At 37.1% G+C, this 24,527-nt stretch carries 22 protein-coding genes; 7 read left to right on the forward strand and 15 right to left on the reverse strand.

From position 1 onward, the window contains the following. The first annotated feature begins 191 nt into the window (after positions 1-191). The 4 genes from B494_RS0103375 to B494_RS0103390 all read left to right on the forward strand — a co-directional run bounded on the left by B494_RS0103375 (position 192) and on the right by B494_RS0103390 (position 4,618). Positions 192-431, forward strand: coding sequence for a hypothetical protein (locus B494_RS0103375; RefSeq protein ID WP_017470956.1), 240 nt, complete (start codon positions 192-194; stop codon positions 429-431). Between the two features lie 309 nt (positions 432-740). Next, complete coding sequence (locus tag B494_RS18890; RefSeq protein WP_017470957.1) at positions 741-2,282, forward strand: spore germination protein; 1,542 nt, start codon at positions 741-743, stop codon at positions 2,280-2,282. Positions 2,283-2,310: 28 nt separating this feature from the next. Continuing rightward, positions 2,311-3,429, forward strand: a complete 1,119-nt coding sequence (locus tag B494_RS0103385) for a GerAB/ArcD/ProY family transporter (RefSeq protein WP_017470958.1) — start codon at positions 2,311-2,313, stop codon at positions 3,427-3,429. Continuing rightward, positions 3,413-4,618, forward strand: a complete 1,206-nt coding sequence (locus B494_RS0103390) for a Ger(x)C family spore germination protein (RefSeq protein ID WP_017470959.1) — start codon at positions 3,413-3,415, stop codon at positions 4,616-4,618. Before B494_RS0103385 ends, B494_RS0103390 begins: the two co-directional genes overlap by 17 nt. A gap of 188 nt (positions 4,619-4,806) precedes the next feature. Here B494_RS0103390 and B494_RS0103395 read toward each other — a convergent pair whose 3' ends face one another. The 10 genes from B494_RS0103395 to B494_RS0103440 all read right to left on the reverse strand — a co-directional run bounded on the left by B494_RS0103395 (position 4,807) and on the right by B494_RS0103440 (position 15,862). After that, complete coding sequence (locus B494_RS0103395; RefSeq protein ID WP_017470960.1) at positions 4,807-5,454, reverse strand: ABC transporter ATP-binding protein; 648 nt, start codon at positions 5,452-5,454, stop codon at positions 4,807-4,809. Continuing rightward, a complete protein-coding gene (locus B494_RS0103400) occupies positions 5,429-6,568 on the reverse strand; it encodes an ABC transporter permease (RefSeq protein ID WP_017470961.1) in 1,140 nt (379 codons plus the stop codon). Before B494_RS0103400 ends, B494_RS0103395 begins: the two co-directional genes overlap by 26 nt. Then, positions 6,565-7,782: an ABC transporter permease gene (locus B494_RS0103405; RefSeq protein ID WP_017470962.1), complete on the reverse strand. Its 1,218-nt coding sequence runs from the start codon at positions 7,780-7,782 to the stop codon at positions 6,565-6,567. Before B494_RS0103405 ends, B494_RS0103400 begins: the two co-directional genes overlap by 4 nt. A gap of 23 nt (positions 7,783-7,805) precedes the next feature. Continuing rightward, complete coding sequence (locus B494_RS0103410; protein ID WP_017470963.1) at positions 7,806-9,404, reverse strand: DUF6583 family protein; 1,599 nt, start codon at positions 9,402-9,404, stop codon at positions 7,806-7,808. Between the two features lie 304 nt (positions 9,405-9,708). Beyond that, positions 9,709-10,485, reverse strand: a complete 777-nt coding sequence (locus B494_RS0103415) for a hypothetical protein (RefSeq protein WP_017470964.1) — start codon at positions 10,483-10,485, stop codon at positions 9,709-9,711. Further along, positions 10,482-11,351, reverse strand: a complete 870-nt coding sequence (locus B494_RS0103420; RefSeq protein WP_017470965.1) for an ATP-binding cassette domain-containing protein — start codon at positions 11,349-11,351, stop codon at positions 10,482-10,484. Before B494_RS0103420 ends, B494_RS0103415 begins: the two co-directional genes overlap by 4 nt. Further along, positions 11,348-11,725, reverse strand: coding sequence for a GntR family transcriptional regulator (locus B494_RS0103425; protein WP_026065134.1), 378 nt, complete (start codon positions 11,723-11,725; stop codon positions 11,348-11,350). Before B494_RS0103425 ends, B494_RS0103420 begins: the two co-directional genes overlap by 4 nt. 202 nt (positions 11,726-11,927) lie before the next feature. Continuing rightward, the gene (locus B494_RS0103430) at positions 11,928-12,764 is read right to left on the reverse strand and encodes an HAD family hydrolase (RefSeq protein ID WP_017470967.1); all 837 of its coding nucleotides are present in this window, start codon (positions 12,762-12,764) and stop codon (positions 11,928-11,930) included. Between the two features lie 604 nt (positions 12,765-13,368). Next, a complete protein-coding gene (locus tag B494_RS0103435) occupies positions 13,369-14,502 on the reverse strand; it encodes a glycerate kinase (RefSeq protein ID WP_017470968.1) in 1,134 nt (377 codons plus the stop codon). Positions 14,503-14,527: 25 nt separating this feature from the next. Beyond that, entirely contained in the window at positions 14,528-15,862 is a 1,335-nt protein-coding gene (locus B494_RS0103440; protein ID WP_338131625.1) for a GntP family permease, read from the reverse strand. Positions 15,863-16,065: 203 nt separating this feature from the next. On the opposite strand from B494_RS0103440, the gene B494_RS0103445 reads away from it, so the two are divergent. Further along, a complete protein-coding gene (locus B494_RS0103445) occupies positions 16,066-17,160 on the forward strand; it encodes a CdaR family transcriptional regulator (protein WP_017470970.1) in 1,095 nt (364 codons plus the stop codon). A gap of 222 nt (positions 17,161-17,382) precedes the next feature. On the opposite strand, the gene B494_RS0103450 is transcribed toward B494_RS0103445, so the two are convergent. Then, the gene (locus B494_RS0103450) at positions 17,383-18,048 is read right to left on the reverse strand and encodes a hypothetical protein (protein ID WP_017470971.1); all 666 of its coding nucleotides are present in this window, start codon (positions 18,046-18,048) and stop codon (positions 17,383-17,385) included. 162 nt (positions 18,049-18,210) lie between these two features. Further along, positions 18,211-19,566: a zinc ribbon domain-containing protein gene (locus B494_RS0103455; RefSeq protein WP_017470972.1), complete on the reverse strand. Its 1,356-nt coding sequence runs from the start codon at positions 19,564-19,566 to the stop codon at positions 18,211-18,213. Between the two features lie 528 nt (positions 19,567-20,094). On the opposite strand from B494_RS0103455, the gene B494_RS0103460 reads away from it, so the two are divergent. Further along, entirely contained in the window at positions 20,095-20,802 is a 708-nt protein-coding gene (locus tag B494_RS0103460; protein WP_017470973.1) for a zinc ribbon domain-containing protein, read from the forward strand. Beyond that, the gene (locus B494_RS0103465) at positions 20,772-21,236 is read left to right on the forward strand and encodes a hypothetical protein (protein WP_017470974.1); all 465 of its coding nucleotides are present in this window, start codon (positions 20,772-20,774) and stop codon (positions 21,234-21,236) included. The genes B494_RS0103460 and B494_RS0103465 overlap by 31 nt, the downstream gene beginning before the upstream one ends. Before the next feature lie 127 nt (positions 21,237-21,363). Here B494_RS0103465 and B494_RS0103470 read toward each other — a convergent pair whose 3' ends face one another. The 3 genes from B494_RS0103470 to B494_RS0103480 all read right to left on the reverse strand — a co-directional run bounded on the left by B494_RS0103470 (position 21,364) and on the right by B494_RS0103480 (position 24,518). Then, positions 21,364-22,530 (reverse strand): nucleotide sugar dehydrogenase, encoded by a 1,167-nt coding sequence (locus B494_RS0103470; RefSeq protein WP_017470975.1) that lies wholly within the window; start codon positions 22,528-22,530, stop codon positions 21,364-21,366. 74 nt (positions 22,531-22,604) lie between these two features. Next, positions 22,605-22,787 (reverse strand): hypothetical protein, encoded by a 183-nt coding sequence (locus B494_RS21330; protein ID WP_017470976.1) that lies wholly within the window; start codon positions 22,785-22,787, stop codon positions 22,605-22,607. A gap of 318 nt (positions 22,788-23,105) precedes the next feature. Next, the gene (locus B494_RS0103480; RefSeq protein WP_017470977.1) at positions 23,106-24,518 is read right to left on the reverse strand and encodes a Coenzyme F420 hydrogenase/dehydrogenase, beta subunit C-terminal domain; all 1,413 of its coding nucleotides are present in this window, start codon (positions 24,516-24,518) and stop codon (positions 23,106-23,108) included. Between the last annotated feature and the right edge of the window lie 9 nt (positions 24,519-24,527).

A 24,527-nucleotide genomic window follows, 5' to 3' on the forward strand; every position in this document is an offset into this window, starting at 1 on the left:
GTGTATAAAACAAACCTCCTATCACTGGGCGCTTTACAATCGTTAATTGATCGAAAGGTGTAATTGACGCGTCTATAAATGATGTCGGTGCTAATGTCATATGTTTTTCTTTTACTATATCAAGGAAATACTATCTAATTTTTGTAAAACATGCTATGATAAAATCAACTTAAAAAGTGAGGTGTGTTCGGATGATTAAACAAAAATGCAATTTAATAGCACTTGCCATTTACCATGATGACGATTTTGGTGAAGAAGTAGCCATGCTCTATAGTCCGATCAGTTCTTATTATTTCCCAATCCCAACACGACACATCTTAGAAACAACTAAACATAATGGACATGTGTTTGTCACTGAGCTTCAACATGCCTATTTCATCCCGAGTATTGACGTGACTAGAAAATTAAATGAATGGAGAAAACGGAAGTGAATCGAACGTCATTTCCCCCTTTAAAGAACACTTACAAACTCAACCGATTGTAAGTGTTCTTTTTCTTTTTCCAGCTTTGATAGCTTAAAATACAGATGAATGGATTCGAATAGTTGCATTCATTATCGATTCAACGATCAACCCTCGTTTCTGTTACTCACTACCCTCGACAATTTAGAACACCTTTGAAAACACTTTTTCTTATTAGCGCATAGTATGTTTCCATTCGCCTCATACTAATAGCAATAACTTTTCTTTTGCCCATTTGTTCGGGCGCAATCACTCATATCTCATGTTAGGGGTATTATAATGGCTCGAAAAAAAACACGATCCAATCCTAAACAAACGGATGCTTTAAATACAATGCTTAAACAAGGCGAGAGAGAGGTCGACCCTAACCTATCTACAAATATTGATAAATTAGAGGGCTTTTTTGATCGGGATAGTGACTTCACTGTTCGCCCCTTTAAACTAATTGGCAAATATCCTGCAGCTATTATTTATCTAGATAGTATTGTAGATAAGAAAGGCATTAATCAAGATATCTTAAAACCTTTAATGAATCAACAATCCAACTATTCATTTGAAGCACTCACTTTTGAACAGATCAAAACAGTCATCTACGAAGAACTTATCTATCAAACGCGAGGAAGTGAAGAAACAAAATGGACATCTATTATTGAGCATATTTTACGAGGGTACACGATTGTTTTAGTTGACCAGATCAAGCTTGCTTTTGCTTTTGATACATTCGATGTAGCTGAACGTAGCATTAGCCAACCTGAAGCTGAACAAGTGATTCGTGGTCCACGAGATGGGTTTATCGAATCGTTATCAACAAATATTTCATTAATTCGATTTCGTCTTCCTGTACCTTCCTTACGAATTAAGTCATTAAAAATTGGACAACTGACCCAATCAAAAGTGGCTGTCTTTTATCTAGACTCAATTGTAAATCCGAGCTTACTTGAAAGTGTTATTGACCGTTTAAACCAGATCAAGACTGACCGTGTTCTTGATGCTGGTTATATTGAGGAACAGATTCGGGATGCCCCTAAGTCACCATTTCCTCAAATACAGTATACCGAAAGACCAGATGTCGTCGTTGGAAACTTACTTGAGGGTCGGGTCACTATTATTGTTGATGGTTCTCCCTTTGGTTTAATTGCCCCAGCAACGATTACACAATTTTTGCATACGCCTGAAGATTACAATGAACACTTCCTAATAAGTTCAGCAACTCGGATGATTCGACTTATTGCCTTAGTATTGTCATTGATTATGCCGTCACTTTACTTAGCAGCCATTTCTTTTCACCCGGAATTAATCCCAACCCGATTTGCGATTGCGATAACAAGTGGACGGACCGGTGTGCCTTTCCCGCTATTTCTTGAAATATTTATAATGGAAATTGCCATGGAAATTCTACGAGAAGCCACGATCCGAATGCCAAAACAGATTGGGGCTGCTCTAAGCATTGTTGGTGTGCTTGTCGTTGGACAAGCTGCTGTTGAAGCAGGGTTTGTCAGCCCATTAACCGTTGTTATTATTGCATTAACGACGATCGGATCTTTTGCAACACCGAGTTACAATATCGCAATCGCCTTAAGGTTATTACGATTCCCAATGTTGCTTATGACAACCCTCCTCGGTTTATATGGCTTTATGATCAGTTGGATCATCATTTCTAACCATTTACTTTCACTTCGTTCCTTTGGTGTGCCCTATTTACAGCCACTCTCTCCAGGGAATTGGAATGATCTTAAAGATGCGATTATACGCACACCGTTGCGTTGGTTAAAGTATCGTCCAGATGCCCTCAATACGAAACACAAGCAAAGACTGAAGTAAGCCATTCATTAAAAAAGGGGGGGCCATCATGAAAACAAAGGTTGATCAACTCACGATGCTGCAATATATTTGCATTCTTGTAAATAGCACCATCGGTATTAGTGTGCTTTCTCTCCCACGCTGGGGGGCAACTAACGCCGGCACAGCAGGTATTTTGGCAACCTTTATTGGCTTAGTCTTGTTTTTTATTTTTCTAATGGCTATACTTTTGATCACATCGGCATACCCTCAACACAATTTCTTTGAAATTATCTGTCTCCATCTCGGAAAAACGTTAGGAAGGATTGTAACGATTGGCTTTTCAATACAATATGTTATTTTAACTTCAGTTATTATTCGAGAATTTACCGAGGTCATGGCCACCACTTTATTAAGGGAAACACCCGTTGAAATTACCATTTTTGTTTTAGTCTTAACCGTCGCACTTTCAACCCAAAAATCGTTGATCGACTATGGGTACATTAACTATTTTTATTTCCCATTTATTATTATTCCTGGACTTTTATTAATTAGCCTTGCCTTCCCTAGTGGTCAATACAGTAACATCCTCCCGGTTTTAGGGAATGGGATCACGTTAAGCAAAATCTTTATAACAAGTATCGACATCGTCATCTTGCCTTTTTTCCAAATTGGGTTATTTACATTGTTTTTAGTGATCCCAAATATAAAGCGTCCTAAAAAAGCTCTAAAAGGCGGGGTGATCGGCTGGCTAATTATTACTATGATGATTATGCTAATGACAACGGTCACCTATGCCGTATTCGGTGTAGAACAAATAAAAGATGAAGTCTGGCCTGTTCTAGCTCTAACTCGAACGATAAGGTTAGCCATTCCACCATTGCAAAGGTTGGATGTCTTCTTTATTTTATTCTGGGTCATTACCGGGTTTACAACGATTTTCAGTGGCTATTTGATCGCGACCTCCTTCTTTGCACAAAGCTGCCGTATGTCACATACTAAATTACCCTATTTGTTCTCGCCCGCCTTTTTCTTAATTGCGCGTACCTTTGATAATCATGTTCAACTCTATGAATTTATGCAACAAATAGGACACATAACATTCGCGATAACGACTAGCTTATTAATGATCTTAGTGATTATCACGCTATTTAAAAAAAGGAGGACAGCAAATGAAACGCCGCAATAAAATAATGTGTATCATCGTGGTTACGTGTTTGCTCCTTCTTAGTGGATGTTGGGATCAGGTTGAAATTGAATTACGTGCGACAATCGTAGGCTTAGCAATTGATCAGGCTGATCATCATGAAATTGAAGAAGATTACATTACCCACCCCGAATATCGTTCGGCAAATATAGAAGGATTGTATAAAATGACGGCACAACTCGCTGTGCCTGGACAAGTCGCTTTAGGTCCAGAAGAGGGAGCCGAAGGTGGCGCTGTTGATGATAATGTTTGGATCGTTGAAGGGTATGGCTACACAATCGGTGACGCCATTCAAAGTATGCAACAAAAATTAGCCCATGAACTTTTCTTTGGACATCTTCAAGTTATTATTGTCTCAGAAGAGGTAGCAAAAGAAGGGTTAGCAACGATCGACGATTATTTTCAACGTCGGAATGAAATTAGAAGAACGGTCTGGCTCGCTGTGGCTAAAGGGGACGCCGCCGCAACGATGGCTGTTTCACCAAAGCTCGAGCAAATTCCCGCCATTTATTTATCAACCACATTAGATCACGCCGTCGAGCTTGGCAAGTTCCCTGAAAAACGACTCGGCGATTTCTGGGTCAATCAGAAAAGTTTGGGTGAAGAAGCCATGCTGCCTTATATTGAAGTTCATGACAATAATATTCGAATGAGTGGGATGGCCTGTTTTAAAGGTGCTAAAATGGTCAATTTGATTGAGCCTTACCAAGTGGTAATCTATAATGCTGTGACTGGGTTTAATCCGAGTGGAGCTAACATCATGTTTCCAATTGATGACGGCCATATCTTAGCAATGTCAAGGAATCGCGACGTCGAATATCAGATTAAACTTGATAAAGGTCTGCCTAAAATTGATCTACACGTTAGCGTAGATGCTGAAATCAGAGAAAAATCTGCCTTTGCAATTGAAATTAATAGAGCCGAAGATGTTGAACGCTTGAATCATCATACGGAAAAAATAATGGAAAAAGACACAAAGCTATTTCTGCAACATATGCAACAAAATCAGATCGATATCTTTGGGTTTGGTGAACGGGTTAGGGCCAAGCTCCCGCAATACTGGGACAAACATGTACAAACCAACGCAAACTGGCAGCAATTGTTTTCACAAATTACGATTAACATCAACTATGATATAAACTTTGAACGCATTGGTATAAAGTCGGATTAGCAAAGAGCCCTTCTTCCCTAATGAACGGAAATAGCTGATTGTTACTATTACTGGATAAGCTAGTATACAACAACTAACGAAGCAGTGGGGCGCTTATCTAAGGGTTAATCTATCCCTCTTAACACTTTTAATGTCAACAATGATACTTGTAACAACTAAGTGGATGTTAGCAGACAAGCATTCCCAGATTACTGATTAAGTATGTCGTGATAAAACGGATCATCACCAATAATAAGCGCACGATCACACAGCTCTTTTATTTCACTCATATCATGTGAAGTATAGATAATAATTGTGCCTTTTTGCTTCGATAACTCTTTAAGATATGCATTAATTTCTACCCGAGACTTAAGATCAATACCTACGGTTGGCTCATCCAATAACAGAAGCTCTGGTTCATGAATCAAACTAATGGCAAGATTAAGCTTTCTTTTCATACCACCTGATAAGTTTTTCACCTTTTCTTTCCATTGGTTAAGTTGCATATCTGTACAAATCTGCTTCAATTGTTGTTCTGTCCTGTTTACCCAAGACAGCTTTTCAAAAAAAACCATATTGTCTTTAACAGATAATTGTTCCCACAAAGCAATATCTTGTGGCACATAACCGATTTTTTTTCGCACTTGTTTAATATGTTTGTGATAAGGTTGTTGATACAAGAGGACTTGCCCCGATGTTGGTGACATTAGTGTCGCTAATATTTGCAATAAGGTTGATTTCCCAGCACCATTCTCACCAATTAAACCGACCACTTCACCTCGCATAATCTGAAAATTGATTCGATCTAAAACATGTTTTCTTCCATACTTTTTAGTTACTTCCCTTATTTCGAGCATAGAAACCTCCTTCCTTGGCATACCATAAGGCCAAACCAATCACAACCAACATTAACCCACGCCATGAGGCATGGTCATTTAAAAAGGCACGCAACGGATTTAGCGGCATCACCGATTGAATCAATTGATAAGCCTCTCCTTCTATTTTAAAAGAGCTATTGATCAACGTTAGCCATAAGACAAAGCTAATGGCTGTCGCTTGGTAGAAATAACGATTTTTCCAAATCATAGCTAATAAAAACGAGAAGACAGCAATCGTAACCCGATAGCTGAACAGTGTTAGTATACTAAGCTGTTCTCCACGATACACATTTAGAACCAGAAACGTCAGCCCATCAACCAGCAACAATATTATAAGCATCATCATCAAGCTGTTCAGTAAAAAGCAACGATAACTCACTTTCATATATTGAAAACGAAGCCGCACATGTTGGCTTTTTTCAGTGATGATCCAATCAAATAGGAACAAGGTTGATAACGTACTAAGGAGCACCCATACTAGCCAATACAGCTTGGGTTCATCATGCTCAGCAATCGGTCGATCTTCACCGCTTATCGTAAGGTCTGTTGACAGAATTGAAGAGGCCTGATAAAGCTGCTCAGCGGTAGCTAAAATCTCATCACTGTTCCACTTATCTGATTGTTGATGAGCTTCTGCAAGACCAACAACAGCTGATGCTGCTTTAACTTTGCCTGTATCCGCCAAGATAGTAGAGGTAACCATTTCTTTTACATAAGGGTAGGCAATTGAGTGCTCGGTATAATATGCCTCAACCAAATACCGTTGTTCACCATGTTCAATCCGCTCTTGATAACCTTCACGAATAAGATAGACACTATCTAATTGATTGCGGTTTAAACGGCTAATTGCCTCTTGTTCTTCAAACTGTTCAACATTAACTGTATCTGCTTGTGCAATGGTTTGATATAACTGTTGTGCCAATTCCGTTTCCTCTTCAAGCACAATACCAATCGGGACAAGAAATTCATCACTTACATCCTCTATGAACGGGACAAACAGTAACGTCCCAATTAACGGAAGCCAGAGCCAAAATAGATAACTGAGCACATGTTGTTTCCAGAGCATCAGTCGTGCTATGCATAACTGCATCATTTAACTCGCCCCCTTATTACTGAACCAATAGATATTAAGAAGATACTAATGAGACTATATCCATATAGTAAAGCAAATTCTGCATGAAATCGGCCATGTAAAATAATCTGTTCTAACCAAGTAAACACATGATTAGAAAAGAGATAGCCCACTCCATCTTGGATAGACATAGGAAAATAAACTTGTGGAATCGTTGCACCGCTAAACAAAAGTATGCCAACCATAGCTAACATTTGGATGATTAGCTTTAGTCTCTGACTCAACGGTAAATAATCAATTACTATGAATAGCTCTGAAAAGATAAAGATGTACAAACCCATTAATAAAGCGATAAACCATAACTGATCAGTGGCTAAAGATAACTGTAACCAATAATGAATGAGAGCAAATGAGCTGATAGCTAACACGATCATAATTACCAACAGTGTAATAAGCAACGCAATTGCTTCATGTAAATCGGTTAAACCATATAGTATGATTCGCTTTTTCATCCGACGATCATCGTGTTTGTGCAAAATAATATATAAGCTAAACAACCAGATCGTTATTAATACAAACCAAATCGCGATAGTGAAATACACAAGTGGCGAGTTATATAGACTAATTTGCACTTCATGTTCTTGTAAGGCTTGATCTTTTGCTAAAGCATGAAAGAAAAAAGATTGGAACTGCTCAAACAATAACAATTGCCGTTCTTCTCCTGCCAACAATGTGCTTGCATAATAATCAACCGTTAATATATTGGCTTGCGCACTTTCAATATAATCACCGATATTGTCAACAAATCCTTGGACAAGCTGGCCTTCTAGCCTTTTATTCGGATGACCCACAACCTCTAGCTGCACCGATTCTCCACGAAGTAATGACGAGAAAAACTGCCTAGGGAAATAAAGATAGGCATCCAGTTGCTCTGCGGCAATGGCCGCTTCAGCATCGCTTTCTTGATATGAGGTAACATCAATGTAATCAATCGACTTAGAAACCTCTTCCATTAAGTGAACAAGCAAATGGGTTTGATCCGTTTGATCCAAATTAACGATACCGACATGAATTGGCTCCTGCGTAGGTTGCTCAACTATAGCAATGACCAAATAGCCGATGACACTTAAAAGAATAATCGGAGCAAGCAAAACAAGAGGAAGTGACAGCCACTTCCCCTTTAATCGCTTGAAATTATTTCTTATTAACACTGAAACGATTCGAAAACCATCCATCTGCTTCACCCGCTAAATCATTCCTAATATAAAGATTCAAACATAAATTGTTGCAGCCAATTTTCTGCTTGTAGAGACAGTTCTGATTCAACATAATCGTATAACTGATCAGCATCCATATCTGTTAATACTTTCAACTCATTCATCGGTGGTTGCTCAATACCACCTATTGTTTTTTCTTCTTGATTAACCGTTAAACCAAATAGCTCCGTATAACCATACATTTCTTCCGCTAAAGAAATATGGTGCTCTGCACTCATAATATCATTATCAAAGTTAGACTGACCATGCCAAGTTAATGAACCTATTGACATCCCTGCACTTTCAATCGCAAAGCGACGATCGAATGATTTCGTTCCATCATCTTCATTTTGTTCATCCAATTCAATGATAAGCTGGCCTTGATCATCCAATGATAGGATAATTTCATCTTTAAAGCCATTTTCGTCCAGCATTAAATTTGCTTCTATCCCTAATGTCCCTTGGTCGCCCCAATGATCGGTCACCGTCATTAAGTAATCAATCCGTTGCTCTTCACCTGTGACATCATGCGTTCCATTAATTTCTAAAGACTCGGTTACATCATGGTCGGTATTATAAATATCAAAAACAAATTCACGATTTACAATAATATCACTATGAACCCAAATCGTAGATCGCAATTGTCCCGGTATATACACTTCTTCCAACTCATAACGCAACGTTGTGATCATCTCTTGATATGCATCTCTATAAATATCTTCCATTGATCCCATTGAATAATAACTAAATGGCGTTACACTCATTGACTGTTGATCGACCATCATATCGATCATAATATCTTCTAAACGCTGATCATCCTCAAGCTTATCAAGCAAGTCGCTCAAAATGCCTTGAACCACTTCATCTGACAAGTGCATGTCAATCTTCTCAGTCTTTACTTCTTGGTCACCTAAAGTGATCGTTTCATCGGATACGTCAAATGCTTCTTCCGGAATCGCTTGATAAAGATAATCGATATATTCTGCTTGAATATAGTCAAGATCCTCCTCAGACATTAGAAGATAATTGTCTGTGTCGAATAAAAAGCTAAAATCTAACTCATCTTCACCTTCATAATAAGGATTTAAATTTGACATTAACTCACCATATTTATTACCGTCAATCATTAATGTGTCGTCGGTAAAAGGCATGTTATAATACAATTGATTTCCTTCTATGTACACATTTAATCCATCAACTTCAACACCTGCTAACTCACCACTGACTTCACCTAAAATTTTCTCTTCCTCTCGATCTAATGCACCAGTAATTGTAATTTCCATACTGTTTAATAGCTCAGTAAATGACCCATCGATGCCATAGCCATAACTTTCAGGTAAATTAAGCGCCAATTGAAGCGTTGATTCAATAGCGTTATTTTGACTATGCTCGTACCACGCCAACTCTTCAGCATAACGCGCCTCAAATTCATCTTGTAACTGTTGATAGTAGTTACGTTCAGCTAAAAAATACTTTTCTTTTGGTGACGATGAGAAGAAAACGAAAAAAATGACAATGGCTAACAACATCACCGCCCCTGCTGCTATAAAAATTTTCTTTTTACTTTTTGCTTGTTCATTATTGGTTACTTCCTCTGTCATATTCCCTCTCCTTATCTCTATTTCTAATATCGTTCTGCACGCTTTTATAGAAAGCGCAACTATCTCTATAGTAACATTGCTACTTTATCGTTTACTAGACAATTTTGTAAAATTTTAAAATGTTTTGTCGAAAACGTTATCAATTTAAACCATTTATTCTCATTTAAATTGACCACATTTTTTTCATACCTTTATCATAGACACCGATCACTCAACAAAAAAAGTTCTGTTACATTAAACAGAACTTTTTTTGTTACAGATAACCGTCCGTAAAAACGCGCGCCTTAAAATAGAAAGCAAAGTGCTATATTTTTATCGCCATATTTTTCGTTAGTTGGCGAATCAACCAAGCCAATAACCCGATAATCAACACAATCCCTAATCCAGCAACGCTTGATGGTAGAAAGTCCATCGTAAGTGGTCCACTTGGTAGCGGCAAATCAAGTGATACTCTAAATAATAAGTCCTCTAATCTTATTAAAATAATCGATACAGCAATAGATAGCAGGCCCACAATCATATGATGGCGAAAACTTGCACTAATTAACCAACCGACTAAATAATAAATCAATGCGTGAATACTAAAAACAAAAATCGCTAGCCATGGATTAGTCTGCGGATCAACAAAAGGAGATATAATCGCTGATTGAACAATATCACCGATAAAATCACGGTCAATATCTAGTATTATTTCATTTATTGTCATTTCTTTTGTTGGTATAGCTAAATAACGGAAAATTAATTGTTCGACCTTTGTAACAAACGTCGTCAAGGTCGGAATAACAAACGACAGTCCAAGTGTAGCAAGAAATGTCCCTTTATAATAATCTCTTCTGGTCACACCTAATTCAACACAATAAGGCAGAAAAGTAATTACAATTATGCCAATAATCAGCATAAATATATGATTTGCAACAAAGATCGAATGATAATAACTCTCGACTTCATGACCTTGTGTATAATTGATAACTATTTTAATGGTGTGAATCGCCAACATGACACCTAAAAAACCAAGCGCCCACATAAGTTGAACAACAAATAGGTCTTTAGTTACTTTCAGGAAGATTAAAGGTTTCTTCATCGCTGTTCCTCCTCTGTTAAATGGATAAACAAATCTTGTAACGCCACTGGCCCTATTTGAAGCCCTTCACTTATAGCTAGCTGCTCCTCATCCTCATCAAGTCCGCCATAAAGCATAACAGATTTGGTATCCCCAAGTTGTTCGGTTCGTAGTACGGTCTTGCCTTGAACAAACGAATCAACGACAGCTACATCACCGGTAATGCTGACCCCTTTTTCAATAAGGGAGTGATAGCCCTCATGAAGCAAAATATTCCCTTCGTGTATTAAAAGAACGTCGTCAAAAAGGTAATCCATTTCTGAAACGAGATGGGTTGACAAAATCACCATTCGTGGATGCTCTTCTTGATCTTTTAATAATGCTTTATAAAAAAGCTCCCGTGCTGGTGCATCCATGCCAAGATACACTTCATCAAATATGGTGATTGGCGCGCGTGTGGCCAATCCTATCGTCACGTTTAGCGCAGCTTGCATGCCTTTAGACAGCTTATTAATCGGTTTGTTTACATCCAACTTGAATTTTTTGACCAAATCATCAGCATAGTTACGATCAAATTGTGGGCGATAGCGTTCAATATTGCTTAACGTATCTTTAATACTATCCGTTTCATCTTGATAGTCTTTATTATAAAGGAGCGCGACTTGTTGCATGATTTCAGCATGTTCAAAAGGGACTTCCCCATTAATAGTAAGTTTTCCTGAACTTGGCTTTAAAAAGGAAGCAATAATGGATAACAGCGATGTTTTTCCTGCACCATTTCTTCCAAGCAAGCCATATATCTTGTTACTATCTAATTCAAAATCTACCTGTTTAAGCGCATCATGCTTGCCATAAGTTAAAGATAACTGTTCTGCTTTGACATTCATTCTTTATCACGACCTTTTACATGTTTTATATAATCAACGACTTCACTTTCTGTAATACCTAATTTATCTGCTTCACGGACTAGCTTACGCACATAATCATCAACAAAAGTTGCCTTCCTCTTTTGGATTAGTTTGTCTTTTGCTCCTAGCGTGACAAACATACCAATCCCCCTTTTTTTATATAGAATTTCTTCCTCAACCAATTGGTTGACGCCCTTTGTAACGGTGGCGTGATTTATTTTATAAAAGTTAACCAATTGATTGGTTGAAGGAGCTTGATCTCCTTCTTTTAATTGATCATTAATAATCTGATCTTCAATTTTCTCACGGATTTGCACATAGATCGGCTTATCTTGTTCAAAAGGTGCACGCATGTTTATCCCTTCAATCATTTAGAGTCATCATTAAGTCATCCGGTAAACCGGTTATATACTTATGTATATAACCATAATAGATAAAGCAGAAAAAGTCAACTGATTTAAGCTTCTTTTACAAAAAAACAGCTACCCCCTAGGAGGTAGCTGTTGAACTGATAAGAACTGATCTGCTAATAAAGCATTTTAAAATAGAAACCTTTCAAATCAATTGGTACTTCTTAAAACTATTTAATATCCCGTCTTCGTCATGACTATCCGTAATATCATCAGCCGCTTGTTTTAATGCTTCTTTAGCGTTTCCCATTGCAATACCATGTTGGACAAAATTGATCATTTCCAAATCATTAAGCCCATCTCCATAAGCAAAGGTACTGCTCTTATCTATATTTAAATGATCTAATAGCTTAACAATAGCCGTTGCCTTGTCTATACCAGGGACGGATAGTTCACCACTGTTATCACCAAATAACGGAACAGTGCTCGGAATCACATGAAATATCTGATCAAACTCTTGTTTAATGCGCTCAATCGGAACGTCTGACCCTAAAAATGAAATTTTATTAATATCATCTCTAATCAGATTCTCCTCTTCTTGCAAAGCATCATGAAAATGTTGTATGCCCTGTTCCACTTCTTCTTTAGCTTCTGGGTGTTCAGCTAAATAGTTTGCGATGATCTTCCGAATATGACTTTTACAGTATGGACTTGCAAACAACCCACCATTAGATTCTAAATAAAAATCAATTTGATGTTGATTAAAAAAAGTGACAAGATGCTCTACATTTTTCCGATCAACTGTTTCATGACAAATCACTTCATCTGCGACTTCAATATAGCCACCAGCAGCACCAATGACCCCATCAAATCCGATGGCTAATATGTCCGGAAACAATTCTGCCTTGGACCGACCTGTACAGATAAAGACAAGATGACCATTTTCTCTAGCTTTTTGAATAGCAACCTTTGCTGATGGTGGAATTACTCCATTGTCATTCACTAACGTTCCATCAACATCAATAAAAATGACCTTTTTCATTTTTTCACTCTTTTCTTTTTATGATAGTTAGGATTCATCCTCACCTGACAGATGATTCTGATAAAACGAGCCTGCAATCAGTGAGCGTAGGACTACAGGACGTAGTGGTCTTAGTCTGTAATCCTTCTGGTTTTAGGCTACGATCTTACCTACCCACTGATGGTTAGCTGAATGGATTAGGACAGTGGTGTCCGTTAGCTCTCACCTAAATAAATGAGCTCTGCTCTCTATTTTGCGTCGGACATTTGACGAGCTTATCTGTGATAAATTGTCTTATCTACTTAAATCATTACTTATATCGGCAAGCAGGACTTGTACCTTCGCCTGTATTTCCATTCAACCTTAATACACTGTGATTTATTCCGAGCTGCCATCTGTTATTAAATCAGCAAATTCCAACTTGACTGCACCAAATATTAATACCCAATTGTGTCATCGCCCATGTACAGTCTATAGCTATTATCGGTTATTTCTTGAAAATGTGTTGACCCTTTTTAGACTTTCTTGAGCATTTACAAAGTGTTGCGGGCACTTAAAAACGACATCGAAGCGTTTTTGCAGCGATGCCGTTATATGACTTTTTATTAACCTAAAATGCCACTAATCATTGTGATAATTTTAATACCGCCATCACATTACGAGCCGTTCGCGTAAGATTCTCACTTCCGCGCTGTAAGGCTTCTTCTAATGTCGTTAATTCAGGTATAACACTGAAAACAGCGTCGACGCCATAGTCATAAACAGATTCAAAACCACTATTGATACATCCAGAAAGCACAATAACAGGCTTATGATATTTTTGCGCGACTTTACTTACCGCAATTGGTGTCTTCCCATAAATGGTCTGATGATTGATGCCACCTTCACCCGTAATGACGAGGTCAGCTTGTTTAATCTTTGTTTCAAGATCTAACAACTCAACCATCAAATCGCCACCTCGTTTTAACTCGGCACCTAAAAAAGCCAGTAATCCAGCACCCAAGCCTCCCGCAGCACCCGACCCAGGCACTTTATCAACCGCTTTGCCTGTTACCTCTTCAATCATTCTGGCATAGTGTGCTAAGTTTTGATCAAGTCGCTCAATTTGTTGTGCTGTCGCTCCTTTTTGCGGGCCATATATTGCTGAAGCACCTTGTGGGCCTGTCAGTGGGTTATCAACATCACATGCAACATTAAATGTAACATCTTTTATGCGTGGATGAAGTTGGCTAAGATCAATCGTAGCCAGCTCACTTAAGCCGCCACCCGTTGGAGCAATGCACTCACCCGCCTTATTTAACAATTGTCCACCTAAAGCAACAACCATACCAGCACCGCCATCATTGGTTGCACTACCGCCAATACCGAGTAATATTTCCTCAACACCAGTCTCTAACGCATCTCTTATTAATTCACCGACACCATATGTCGTTGTTTCTTCCGGATTTCTTTCAGCGACTGTTAATTTATCTATACCGCTTGCAGCTGCCATTTCAATAACAGCAATTTTGCCATCACCTGACAAACCGTAAAATGCTTCAACAGGTGCTTGTCTTGGCCCTTGCACGGTTAACTGTTTTAATGTTCCACCTGTCGCATCAACAAGTGATTGAACCGTTCCTTCACCACCATCAGCCATTGGCACTTTGGTAATGGTTGTTGCTTGATCAACCGCTAAAATACCCTTCTCAATCGCACGAGCTGCCTGATAAGCCGTTAAACTTTCTTTAAATGAGTCAGGTGCAATAACAATATGCATTCGATACATCCCCCTTTTTAATCTATTAACCTATGCCCATTACGCCATAAAGTAGAATCGATATCAACATGAGCACCAAACCAATTAATGATTCATACGGTACAAGCTTTAAACGTTCTTTGAAGCCCATCAATACACTACCACCTGTTGCATGAAAGAAGCTACCGTGTGGTAAGTGATCGAGAACGGTTGCTCCTGTATGCACCATTGCTGCACCGCCAAGTGCACTAAAACCTGAATCCAGTAACGGTTGACTAAAGACGGAACTAGCAACAATCGCTCCAGATGTTGTTGAAGCCGTCGCAGCTGACATTAGTACACCTGATAAAGGTGCAAGTAAGAAAATCGGTAAACCTAACGTAGAAACCCCATCAATTAATAGTGTCCCTAATGTTGAATTTTGAATAATACCAGCAATCGTCCCCGTACCAATAAGCAGAATGGCAACATTAGACATCTTCTGCAATCCAAATTGTGCTTGTTTCAAAATCCCACCAACTTGCCCCATTACTAGTGAACCGACTAAACCACCGACTGGCAATGCAATCATCGGATCAATAATGACATCAAATAATGGACGTAATGATAATAACACCACAGCAACAAGTGGCGCCGTCATCGCACTAAAGAAGCTCGGTAGTTGCTTATTCGCTTGGTCATTATTTTTCAAATCACTATCTGAAATATGAACACCTTTATTTGTTAAGCGTTTCGCTAAAAAGTAAGTGACAAATAGACCGACTAAACCTGGAATCACACCAGCAAGCATAACCGAAGTAAGCGGTGCATCAAACGCTTCTGAGATAGCAATTGTATTGGGATTAGGTGACATCACATTCCCAGCCTTTCCACCCCCAATCATAGCTAGTAATATCGCTGTTTTACTAATATTTGCTTTCTTTGCAATAACAAGTGCAATAGGTGCTACTGTAATAACAGCAATATCAATAAATACACCGACCGCAGTTAATAATAATGTAGCCAATCCTAAAGCAAATAAGGCACGTGTTTCACCAATTCTTTCAATAATCGTTTGTGCAATTGATTCGGCAGCACCAGTGGTAATTAAGACACCAGCCAATATCCCAGCGGCTAGTATTCTTAAAATAGCCGTCATCATACCTTGTGCACCACCAATCATTAACTCAACGGTCTCTGGTAACGAAGCGCCACCAACTAACCCGCCTACTAAAGCACCAATAATTAAACCATAGACAGGTGGGGTTTTAAGAAAAATTAAGCCAATCGCAACAAGCAAACCTATTATAGCTCCTAATGCTCCTATTTCAACTCCCATCATCGTCATCCTCCTCATCATGTAAACGTTTACTACGTTGCTAAGTTTACTATATCCTTGCATTGAATAGATATATTTTCTATACTGATATTTGTGAAGGAAAACACAATTTTTTCGGTACGCAGACTAAACAATTCGTTTTTGTAACTTTGGATATATTTACTGAATCGATACTATTGAACGCGCTTACTCTTTTTCATTAACAAATCGACTTAAGTTAAGATTAATGCTATGGGGAACAAAAACAGCAATAGGAGGAGACACAGATGAACGTTAGTGTGGCATTAGCACAAGAAATTGTCGAACAAATGAAGCAGATAATTAATCAAGAAGTTAATTATATGAATCAAAAAGGTGTCATTATTGCCAGTACTGACCCTGACAGAATCGGCAATTTCCACGGCGGAGCAAAAACCGTCATTGAAACCAATCAAAATCTTATTATTGAATATGATCAACAGTTCACCGGTACAAAAAAGGGGATTAATATTCCTGTTAGAATGGAAACCGAGACCATCGGAGTTATTGGCATTACTGGTGAAAAAGAAGAAGTCGAGAAATATGGTGAAATTATTAAGAAAATGACAGAGATCTTAATAAAGGAAAATTATTTAAATACGTTATCTTTCCAAAAACGCGAACAGGACCGGCTATTAATCGAAACACTACGGCAACATAAGCAGTGGGATGAACAGACAAAAACACAACTCAGCTTACTTGACTTTGATCGATCACTTAATTATACCTGTGTTGTTGGCAAACCTTCATCGTATTTCTGTAATCAAGAACATGTCTATCATGGGCTCGACCATTATTTCACCCATAACCAGTCGTGCCATTATACGGTATTACAAGATACCGTATATTTATTATTTAAAACCAATCATGCCGCGACTGTAACTAATGAACTCAATAAATTAAACCACTTCCTATTTCACGAATTAAAATTAAACTATCACTTTGGTATCAGTCCAGTGGAAAACTTAGCTGTCACGATTTATCAACACTTTAAGCAAGCAGAGCATGCATTAACATGGGCATTAGTTGAAGCTCAATCGATCGTCTTTTATCACGACATGGATCTAGGCCTGCTGATCACAACATTGAAGACAGAAGCAAAAACAGCCTTTGTAGATAAAATGCTTGGCGCTATCCCAGAAAAAGAGCGTGAAACACTTAAAGAGATTTTATTAACCTATGGTGCCAACAACAAAAGTATTAACAAAAGCTGTGAAACTTTATTTATTCATAAAAATACATGCCAATATCGGCTCAATAAACTGAAAAACTATACTGGCTATGATCCTAAAGACATCAACGACTATGTCAAACTGTATTTAGCCTTCATTTTGGATGATTAGTCGATTAAATTGCTTAATCGGGTTGATCAACTACCACTATCAAAAAGGGGCTTACCATGCTTCATCATTGATGCTCGGCTAGCTTAATCATATGATCGATTAAAACGACAATTTTGTTAGTTAATAATATAAAAAATGACATTGGTATGTGATTGCCCCCCTTGTTAAGTATACGAGTGGGGATTCAATCTACCAACGTCATTTGTACTTTAAATAAAGATACTATTGCTGACTTAGTGTAATACCAGCACCTGAGAGAATTAACTCAATTGATTTTTCGTCACCTTCAGTATCATGATACAATATAAATCCCAAATCATTGACAACAGGTATATTAAGCTCTCTAAATGATTCACTTGTGACATCGCCTGATATCGTGATTTGCTGATCATTTGGTGCGTCATAAGTCATTTCTTTAAAATCATCTATATAAAACACCGTATAAGCTCTAGTTGATTCTTCGTCATCTTTAGCTACAGAGAACGACATCGTCGAATTTATCTGATGCCCCCCAAGCGATTCCAATAGGAGCTCGACATTTCCTCTTCGACTAATTTCTGCAGTGATTTTTTCCTCATAATCATTAGCATACGTTTCAGATGCTCCCCACGTTCCTTGAAGGGGATGAGATCCCCAAAAAATAACAAATATAAGTCCAACAATCGCAAAGGCACTGATTAAAAAAGATAATCGCTTATTTGTTTTAATGAGGTTAATGACATGATTAATTGATCGCTTGTTGTTTTCTGGTGTAAATGTTTCTTGACTAGATAATTCAGTTTGATCTACTTGCTCTGTGATAAATTGATCGCCACATTCAATACAGAAATCATTTTCTATTGATTGTTTTGAACCACACGCTTTACAGTTCTTTTCTTGGTTTACCATATCCAATCTCCTTTTAAAATCCTTCATATTATTTAGCTCCATACATACATCTTACTGTTGGCGCTTGTCGTTACTTTTGTTTTCCATTTCGTCTAAGTCAAGCATCTATATAACGAGAACTTTACGAAGCTCGCTTTACTTTTAGCTGATCATCTCAATTTATCAACCTTCAATGAGGTCAGCTGATTTTAGCTTTAACACTTGCTCCTCCTCATCATAGACCATGATTGCCTCAAATGTTAATGTTTGCGTAAAATCATCTTGATCTGATCCAAAATAATGACGTGTTTCAACATCTAATTCATAGATGACAGCATAATCATAAATATCAAGTTGCTCAAATTCTTGAATATTTGCTGTATAATGAACACTTCGCACTTCTTCGTCATCATTGTATCGATCAGCTGTATTGGTGAACGTTTTGTATAAACTACTATCACGACCATCAACAAGTAACGCCTGTATGTCCGATAATCCAGAGGCGCTATCCCCCCAACTAATTAAGTAACCTACTTCTTGATAAAGTGAATTTAATGTAGATTGAGCCAATTCAACATTTACAAGTTCAAGTAAGATATGATAGTCATCCTGATATTCTGTTACATGGACAGGTTCAGATGCTAGCGTGTCCGATTCGTACGCTTTCTTCAATTGAAGCAAACTATTATCATTTAGAGGTAGCGGTCCAAATTGCCCCTCTCCACCTGATAGTACGCCAATTTCAACATCGTCTAGATAAACCGTCGCATCTTCTATATCCGATGTGACGGAAAAGTGAATGCTTCTTAAAGGAATCGTTACTAAGTAAGTATCAGCAGTTGATAAAACGTCTTCTGTCTTCACATTTTCTAGCGGGATATCTGAGTCAACAGCAGCGCTAAATTGGTAGCGTCCTGGCGCGACAGGACCCACAGAAACCAATTCATCAGCGTAGTAAATACCCGCTTCTTCATCATTAATTGCAATTACTGCCCCATCAATTGATGATTCAATTGCTAAGTAAACAGGATTTATCACTAATTGATAGCGATCAAACAAGCCAAAATATGAGCCTTCTTGTTCTATGTATAGCTCATGACTTGAATTAAATGCATCATTACTATTCCTCATGCGTTCAACTAAACGACTTAAATACTCTTTATTATTATTTAAATAATCCATATAAGGTGCGATAGATTCTTCCGTCACCTCAAAACTCGGATCATATGTGACAAGCTGCTTAACAAAATCACTTGACTCTCGATTTTCTATTGATGCTATAAGTCTATCAATTTGAGCATCCTCTGCGTAATAGTTGTCCAACACTTGATAACTGATAAAAAATAATAAGGCCAAAGAAAGGACAATACCCACGATTAACTTATTTCTTTTAGACATCGGCGATTTGGGCTGAACACTTTGTTTTTTCGTTATTTCTTCACTTTCTTGTTGCTTATCCATCTGAGTTAAGGAAACGCCACACTTGTTACAAAACTTTCCCTTATGTTCATTTTTTGAACCACATTTTTTACAATACACTTAAATCCCCCTCTAATTTTCTCTCTATTAATATATCGACATAATTCGACAATAAAGAACAGAAATACTTGTTATTTTGACAATGTTAATTTATTATATATCTGTTCGGTGTATCGATCAATACGACTAGGTCTTTTTTAACATCTTTAATATTTTCCCCTCAATTGATGTGGCGTTCTTTCCGTTGTTTACCATCATTTGTACAAGCTCATGATTAGAGCAATCCGATACTATAGAACTGTTAGTTGATCAGTCTGTTAAAATTAGTTTTCAATTTCAAAATCAAGTAAAGATACAGAGGAAAAACTTGCGTTATACTTGCCTTTGATAATAAACGCCCTTAATCAGTGAGCGTTTTCGTTCTTCTCTCACTGATTATTAGTTGAGTCCATTAGGACATTAGCGTCCATTATCATTATCACCCACCTCAATAGATTTGCTCTATTCTCTATTTTGAGGTGGGTGCTTTATAAGACGGTTATCTATTCTATGGTAGAGCGATCATAAACTCATGACTGGAGTGATTAAATGAAGTATTGTCCCAAATGTAGTTCAAAACAAAGTGAAAATATAAATACATATTGCTCAAATTGTGGCCATCAGCTTAAGGACAACGTTGCTAATGAAACAATTAGATTAGGTGGGGATGAGTCAGCTAAACACAACTCTATTGAACCTATTAACAACAAGCTAAAAAAGCGGTCTCAGATTAAGAAAATAGTAAGCTTATTCGTTTTACTGCTTGCTTTAACTATTTTTGGTTACTATTATTTTGGATTAAAAGCAAAAAATGAAGCCATCGTATTTGAAAACAAGCTAGACAATGTCTCAGGTTATTGGATATCAGATACGCCAATGTCTAAAGAACCCTTACTTGATAAACGTATACTAGAACAGTCTGAAACCAGCCTGTATATTGATCAAGACATCATTGCGATTATTGATCATCAAACTGATGAAATCAAAGCCTATAATATTATTGAACATCAAACAAATAAGGAAGCACTAACACTAAAGGTAGAGCCCTTTTATACAAATGATCCATCACCAACCACCATCCAGATTACATGCGATAAAGACAATACGTTCATAAATATAGAAATGGATGATTTAGATCGATCACGTTTTATTTCAGTTAAAGAAGCAGACTATCTTGAAGCTGGCGGCAACTCTATTCGGCAACGCTTAGCTAACCAAATGAGGCGTTGGCGGATGAAGCAGACGCATTCACATTAACGAGTCTCTCAGGTAATTTTGTTAAAAGAGATGATGACGGATTAATTAGAGAGATCATGTACATTAGTGAAAAGTATTACGGCATCGCACATATCGATCCGCATAATAATTATTCAACGGGGCGTTTTACGATCGCAAAGATTCTTGATCAGTCCATTGATGACAATATCATATATTTAGAAACGATCCTGATTGGTGATGTAACGTTAAGAAATTTAGAAGCTCCTATAGAACATTCCATTAAATTAACGTTTGAATCATTTGATGATAATAGACAGGTCAAATTAAACGATAGTACAGAAGCTTTTGAAGCCATCACATATAAAGTTATGCAAGCTGAGCATCCAGAGTTATTTAACCCTGAAGAATATTTTCATAACTTATATAACATGGAGTTAATTCCTTATTTAAATGAATACGGATATGATGGTTAAGAGCAAACCACTATACAACAAGGTACAGATGGTTGAATTGAGGAATTAATAGGGCTTGATCATTAAACGGCAAATATCCCAAACCTAAATAGGTCTGGGATATTTGTCGTTCACAATAGAACGTTTATTAATCACGACTAAATAAATCTCTCGTATACACCTTATCGGCAACATCTTTAATATCATCTGTTAAGCGGTTAGCAACAATCACATCAGATATCTTCTTAAACTCAGCGAAATCCTTAACGACACGCGAATGATAAAAATCATCCTCTTGCAAGACAGGCTCATAAACGACAACTTCAATGCCTTTAGCTTTCAAACGTTTCATCACACCTTGAATGGCTGACTGTCTAAAATTATCTGAGTCTGTTTTCATGGTTAAACGATAAATACCAACCGTTTCAGGTTTTCTAGCAATAATACTATCCGCAATATGCTCTTTACGGGTACGATTTGCTTCAACTATGGCCCCAATAATATTGTTAGGGACATCTTGATAATTCGCCAACAATTGTTTCGTATCTTTAGGCAAGCAATAGCCACCATAGCCAAATGAAGGGTTATTATAGTGGGTCCCAATCCGCGGATCTAGACCGACACCTTCAATGATTTGCTTTGTGTTTAAGCCACGAACTTCCGCATAAGTATCCAACTCGTTAAAGAAAGCAACACGTAAAGCTAAATATGTATTAGCAAACAACTTGATCGCTTCTGCTTCAGTTGAATCCGTGAATAAAACATCGATATCTTCTTTAATCGCGCCTTCAACTAATAAATCAGCAAATACTTTAGCACGCTCAGATTGTTCACCAACGACAATACGAGAGGGGTGTAAGTTATCGTATAACGCTTGTCCTTCTCGTAAAAATTCTGGTGAAAAGATAATATTTTCTGTTTTAAATTTAGCTCGGACTTCCAATGTATAACCGACTGGAACCGTTGATTTAATTACCATCGTCGCTTGTGGATAAATATCAAGTACATCCTGAATCACACGTTCAACCGTGCTCGTATCGAAGTAATTTTTCTTTTCATCATAATTTGTCGGTGTAGAAATAATGATATAATCTGCACCTTGATACGCTTCTGTCGGATTAGTCGTTGCTTTTAAGTTCAATTCTTTATTCGTTAGAAATTCTTCAATCTCTGCATCTACAATCGGGGATTGCTTATTATTAATCATATCTATTTTTTCTTGCACAATATCTAATGCAACCACTTGATGATGTTGTGCTAAAAGAACAGCATTAGATAAGCCTACATACCCTGTTCCTGCTACTGCAATTTTCATTTAATACACCTTCCTTAAAGGTAATTATTAATAACGATAACAACCTTCTTTTAAGTCTCAGTCATTCATTTTTGTTAAAAAGAATAGAAAATTCCTATTGATAATTCAAGCGGATTGAAGTCACCTGAGCCATCATCATACTCAAGAGAAAAACCACCAACTTTTTCTTTACCCAAAAGCGTCGAGATAATTTTAGCATAACTTCCTTCATACGTCCATTTCGGACAATAATTTTTGTAGCTAAGATGAGTTTTCACTATTCAATCTTCTTACTTATCTTCAAGTTTACCATTTGCGAAGCGGAGAGCTAAATCAATCGTTCACCTTAGATCATATCCTAGCCAGACTATTTCTGGGATTACCACTATGCAGAAATCACTTGATATTGTAATCATTGGATGCTCCAAATACCATATAGAAGAGGTGATTATATGGTTTCATAAAGATCATCAGTAAAAACTAAGCGGTGACATGCATCTCTAATCATTTGCCAATCATTTTTGAAAAAGGAATAAGATATAACGGTAAATCGCAAATTTCACAGGAGAGAAAAATCAAAAATTCACCACTGTTCTCTATCTAGATATTTTCTTTGATACTTTCCTAATAATTGCATTTATTACACCAGTTATACCTTTTTTCTGAATTAAGATTAATTTATATAATTGATTATACCTTCTTGAAAGTTTCCCCATTTCAGTTTTAAAATAGTCTAAATCATCTAATTCCACAGCTTTTTTATACACGAGATGACTTTGAGTAGAAATTTCCTCTCTCAGATCTTGTACCTTTCGCCTTAACAATGGAACGCTATTTGAGGCTTCAACTCTTTTCTTTGGTTTCCATTCATTAGCTTTATCTCTTTTATATAATCTATAAGCTAATTCATCATGTGTATGTCTATAATGTGCTGCTTGTGATCTAAAAATAATTTCTTTATCAACAATATCAAGATTTAGCTTTCCAGACTCGATTCCTTCTTTTATTAAGTCATCAATCACAGGATTACGTACTACAATAACATTGTTCCCCCTACTGTCTTTTGTATATTCCTGTAACCATGCATCACCTAATGTTATATCCGCTGTTTCATTCATCACATCATCTGTAAAATCGGAAGCTTTCGTCTTGAAGTAGCCCTGTCCCCAATTTTGTCCAAGCAACTCCTTGGTGGACTTAACTGTAGTCACTTCATTTCCATCAATTAGCCCTGTAATTTCAACCCCATAATTATTTGCCGGTTTATCTAAGAGTTTTTTTCTAAAATTTATATATTTTAAATTTCCTGGCTTTATCCCCACTTGCCAGGCTATAGCTTCAGCAAATTTACTACTCTTTTGATGCCCACAAATCAAACCTACTGTATATTTAATTCTATTTTTAATAACCTCATCTTTTTCAGCCAATAATCGAATTGCCATAATAAAGCTAGGAATACCAACAATGGCATATCTACCAGGTACTTCTTTTACTATTTTCAATACTCTTGAGAATTCAACAGGATAATATTTTGTCTTTGCACCCGCTCTAATTTCATCAATCGACCTTGAAATATCATATTGAAACATTATTGGGCTATTTTTTTCTGGATTTTCTTTTACATGAATAACACCATCAATTAATTTTTTTTCAAAAAGTTCTTTAAAAATCCACGTTCCCATTCCTCCTGAACTTGCTTTCTCCCTATAATCGCCTTCATTTACATACCCAGCATATAATGAGATATAATATCCTATTCGCTTATCATAATTAATTTCTTTTATGTTATCATACAGTTTTTCAGCTATCTCCGATTCATTTATTTCTTCATTTAAATTCGGAGAAACATATTCTACTATCGAATCAAGTTCATAATCTTCATTCACCAATACAGTTTCTTCATATACTCCATATTTATTTAGCTCCATCTTAATGTTATCATCCACAACTGCACACGATCCACTTGCCTCACTAAATCTTTTCTTAACATTAAATTCCGCTACTTTCAAAGTATCCCC

Source organism: Amphibacillus jilinensis Y1 (assembly GCF_000306965.1).
Lineage (GTDB): Bacteria > Bacillota > Bacilli > Bacillales > Amphibacillaceae > Amphibacillus_C > Amphibacillus_C jilinensis.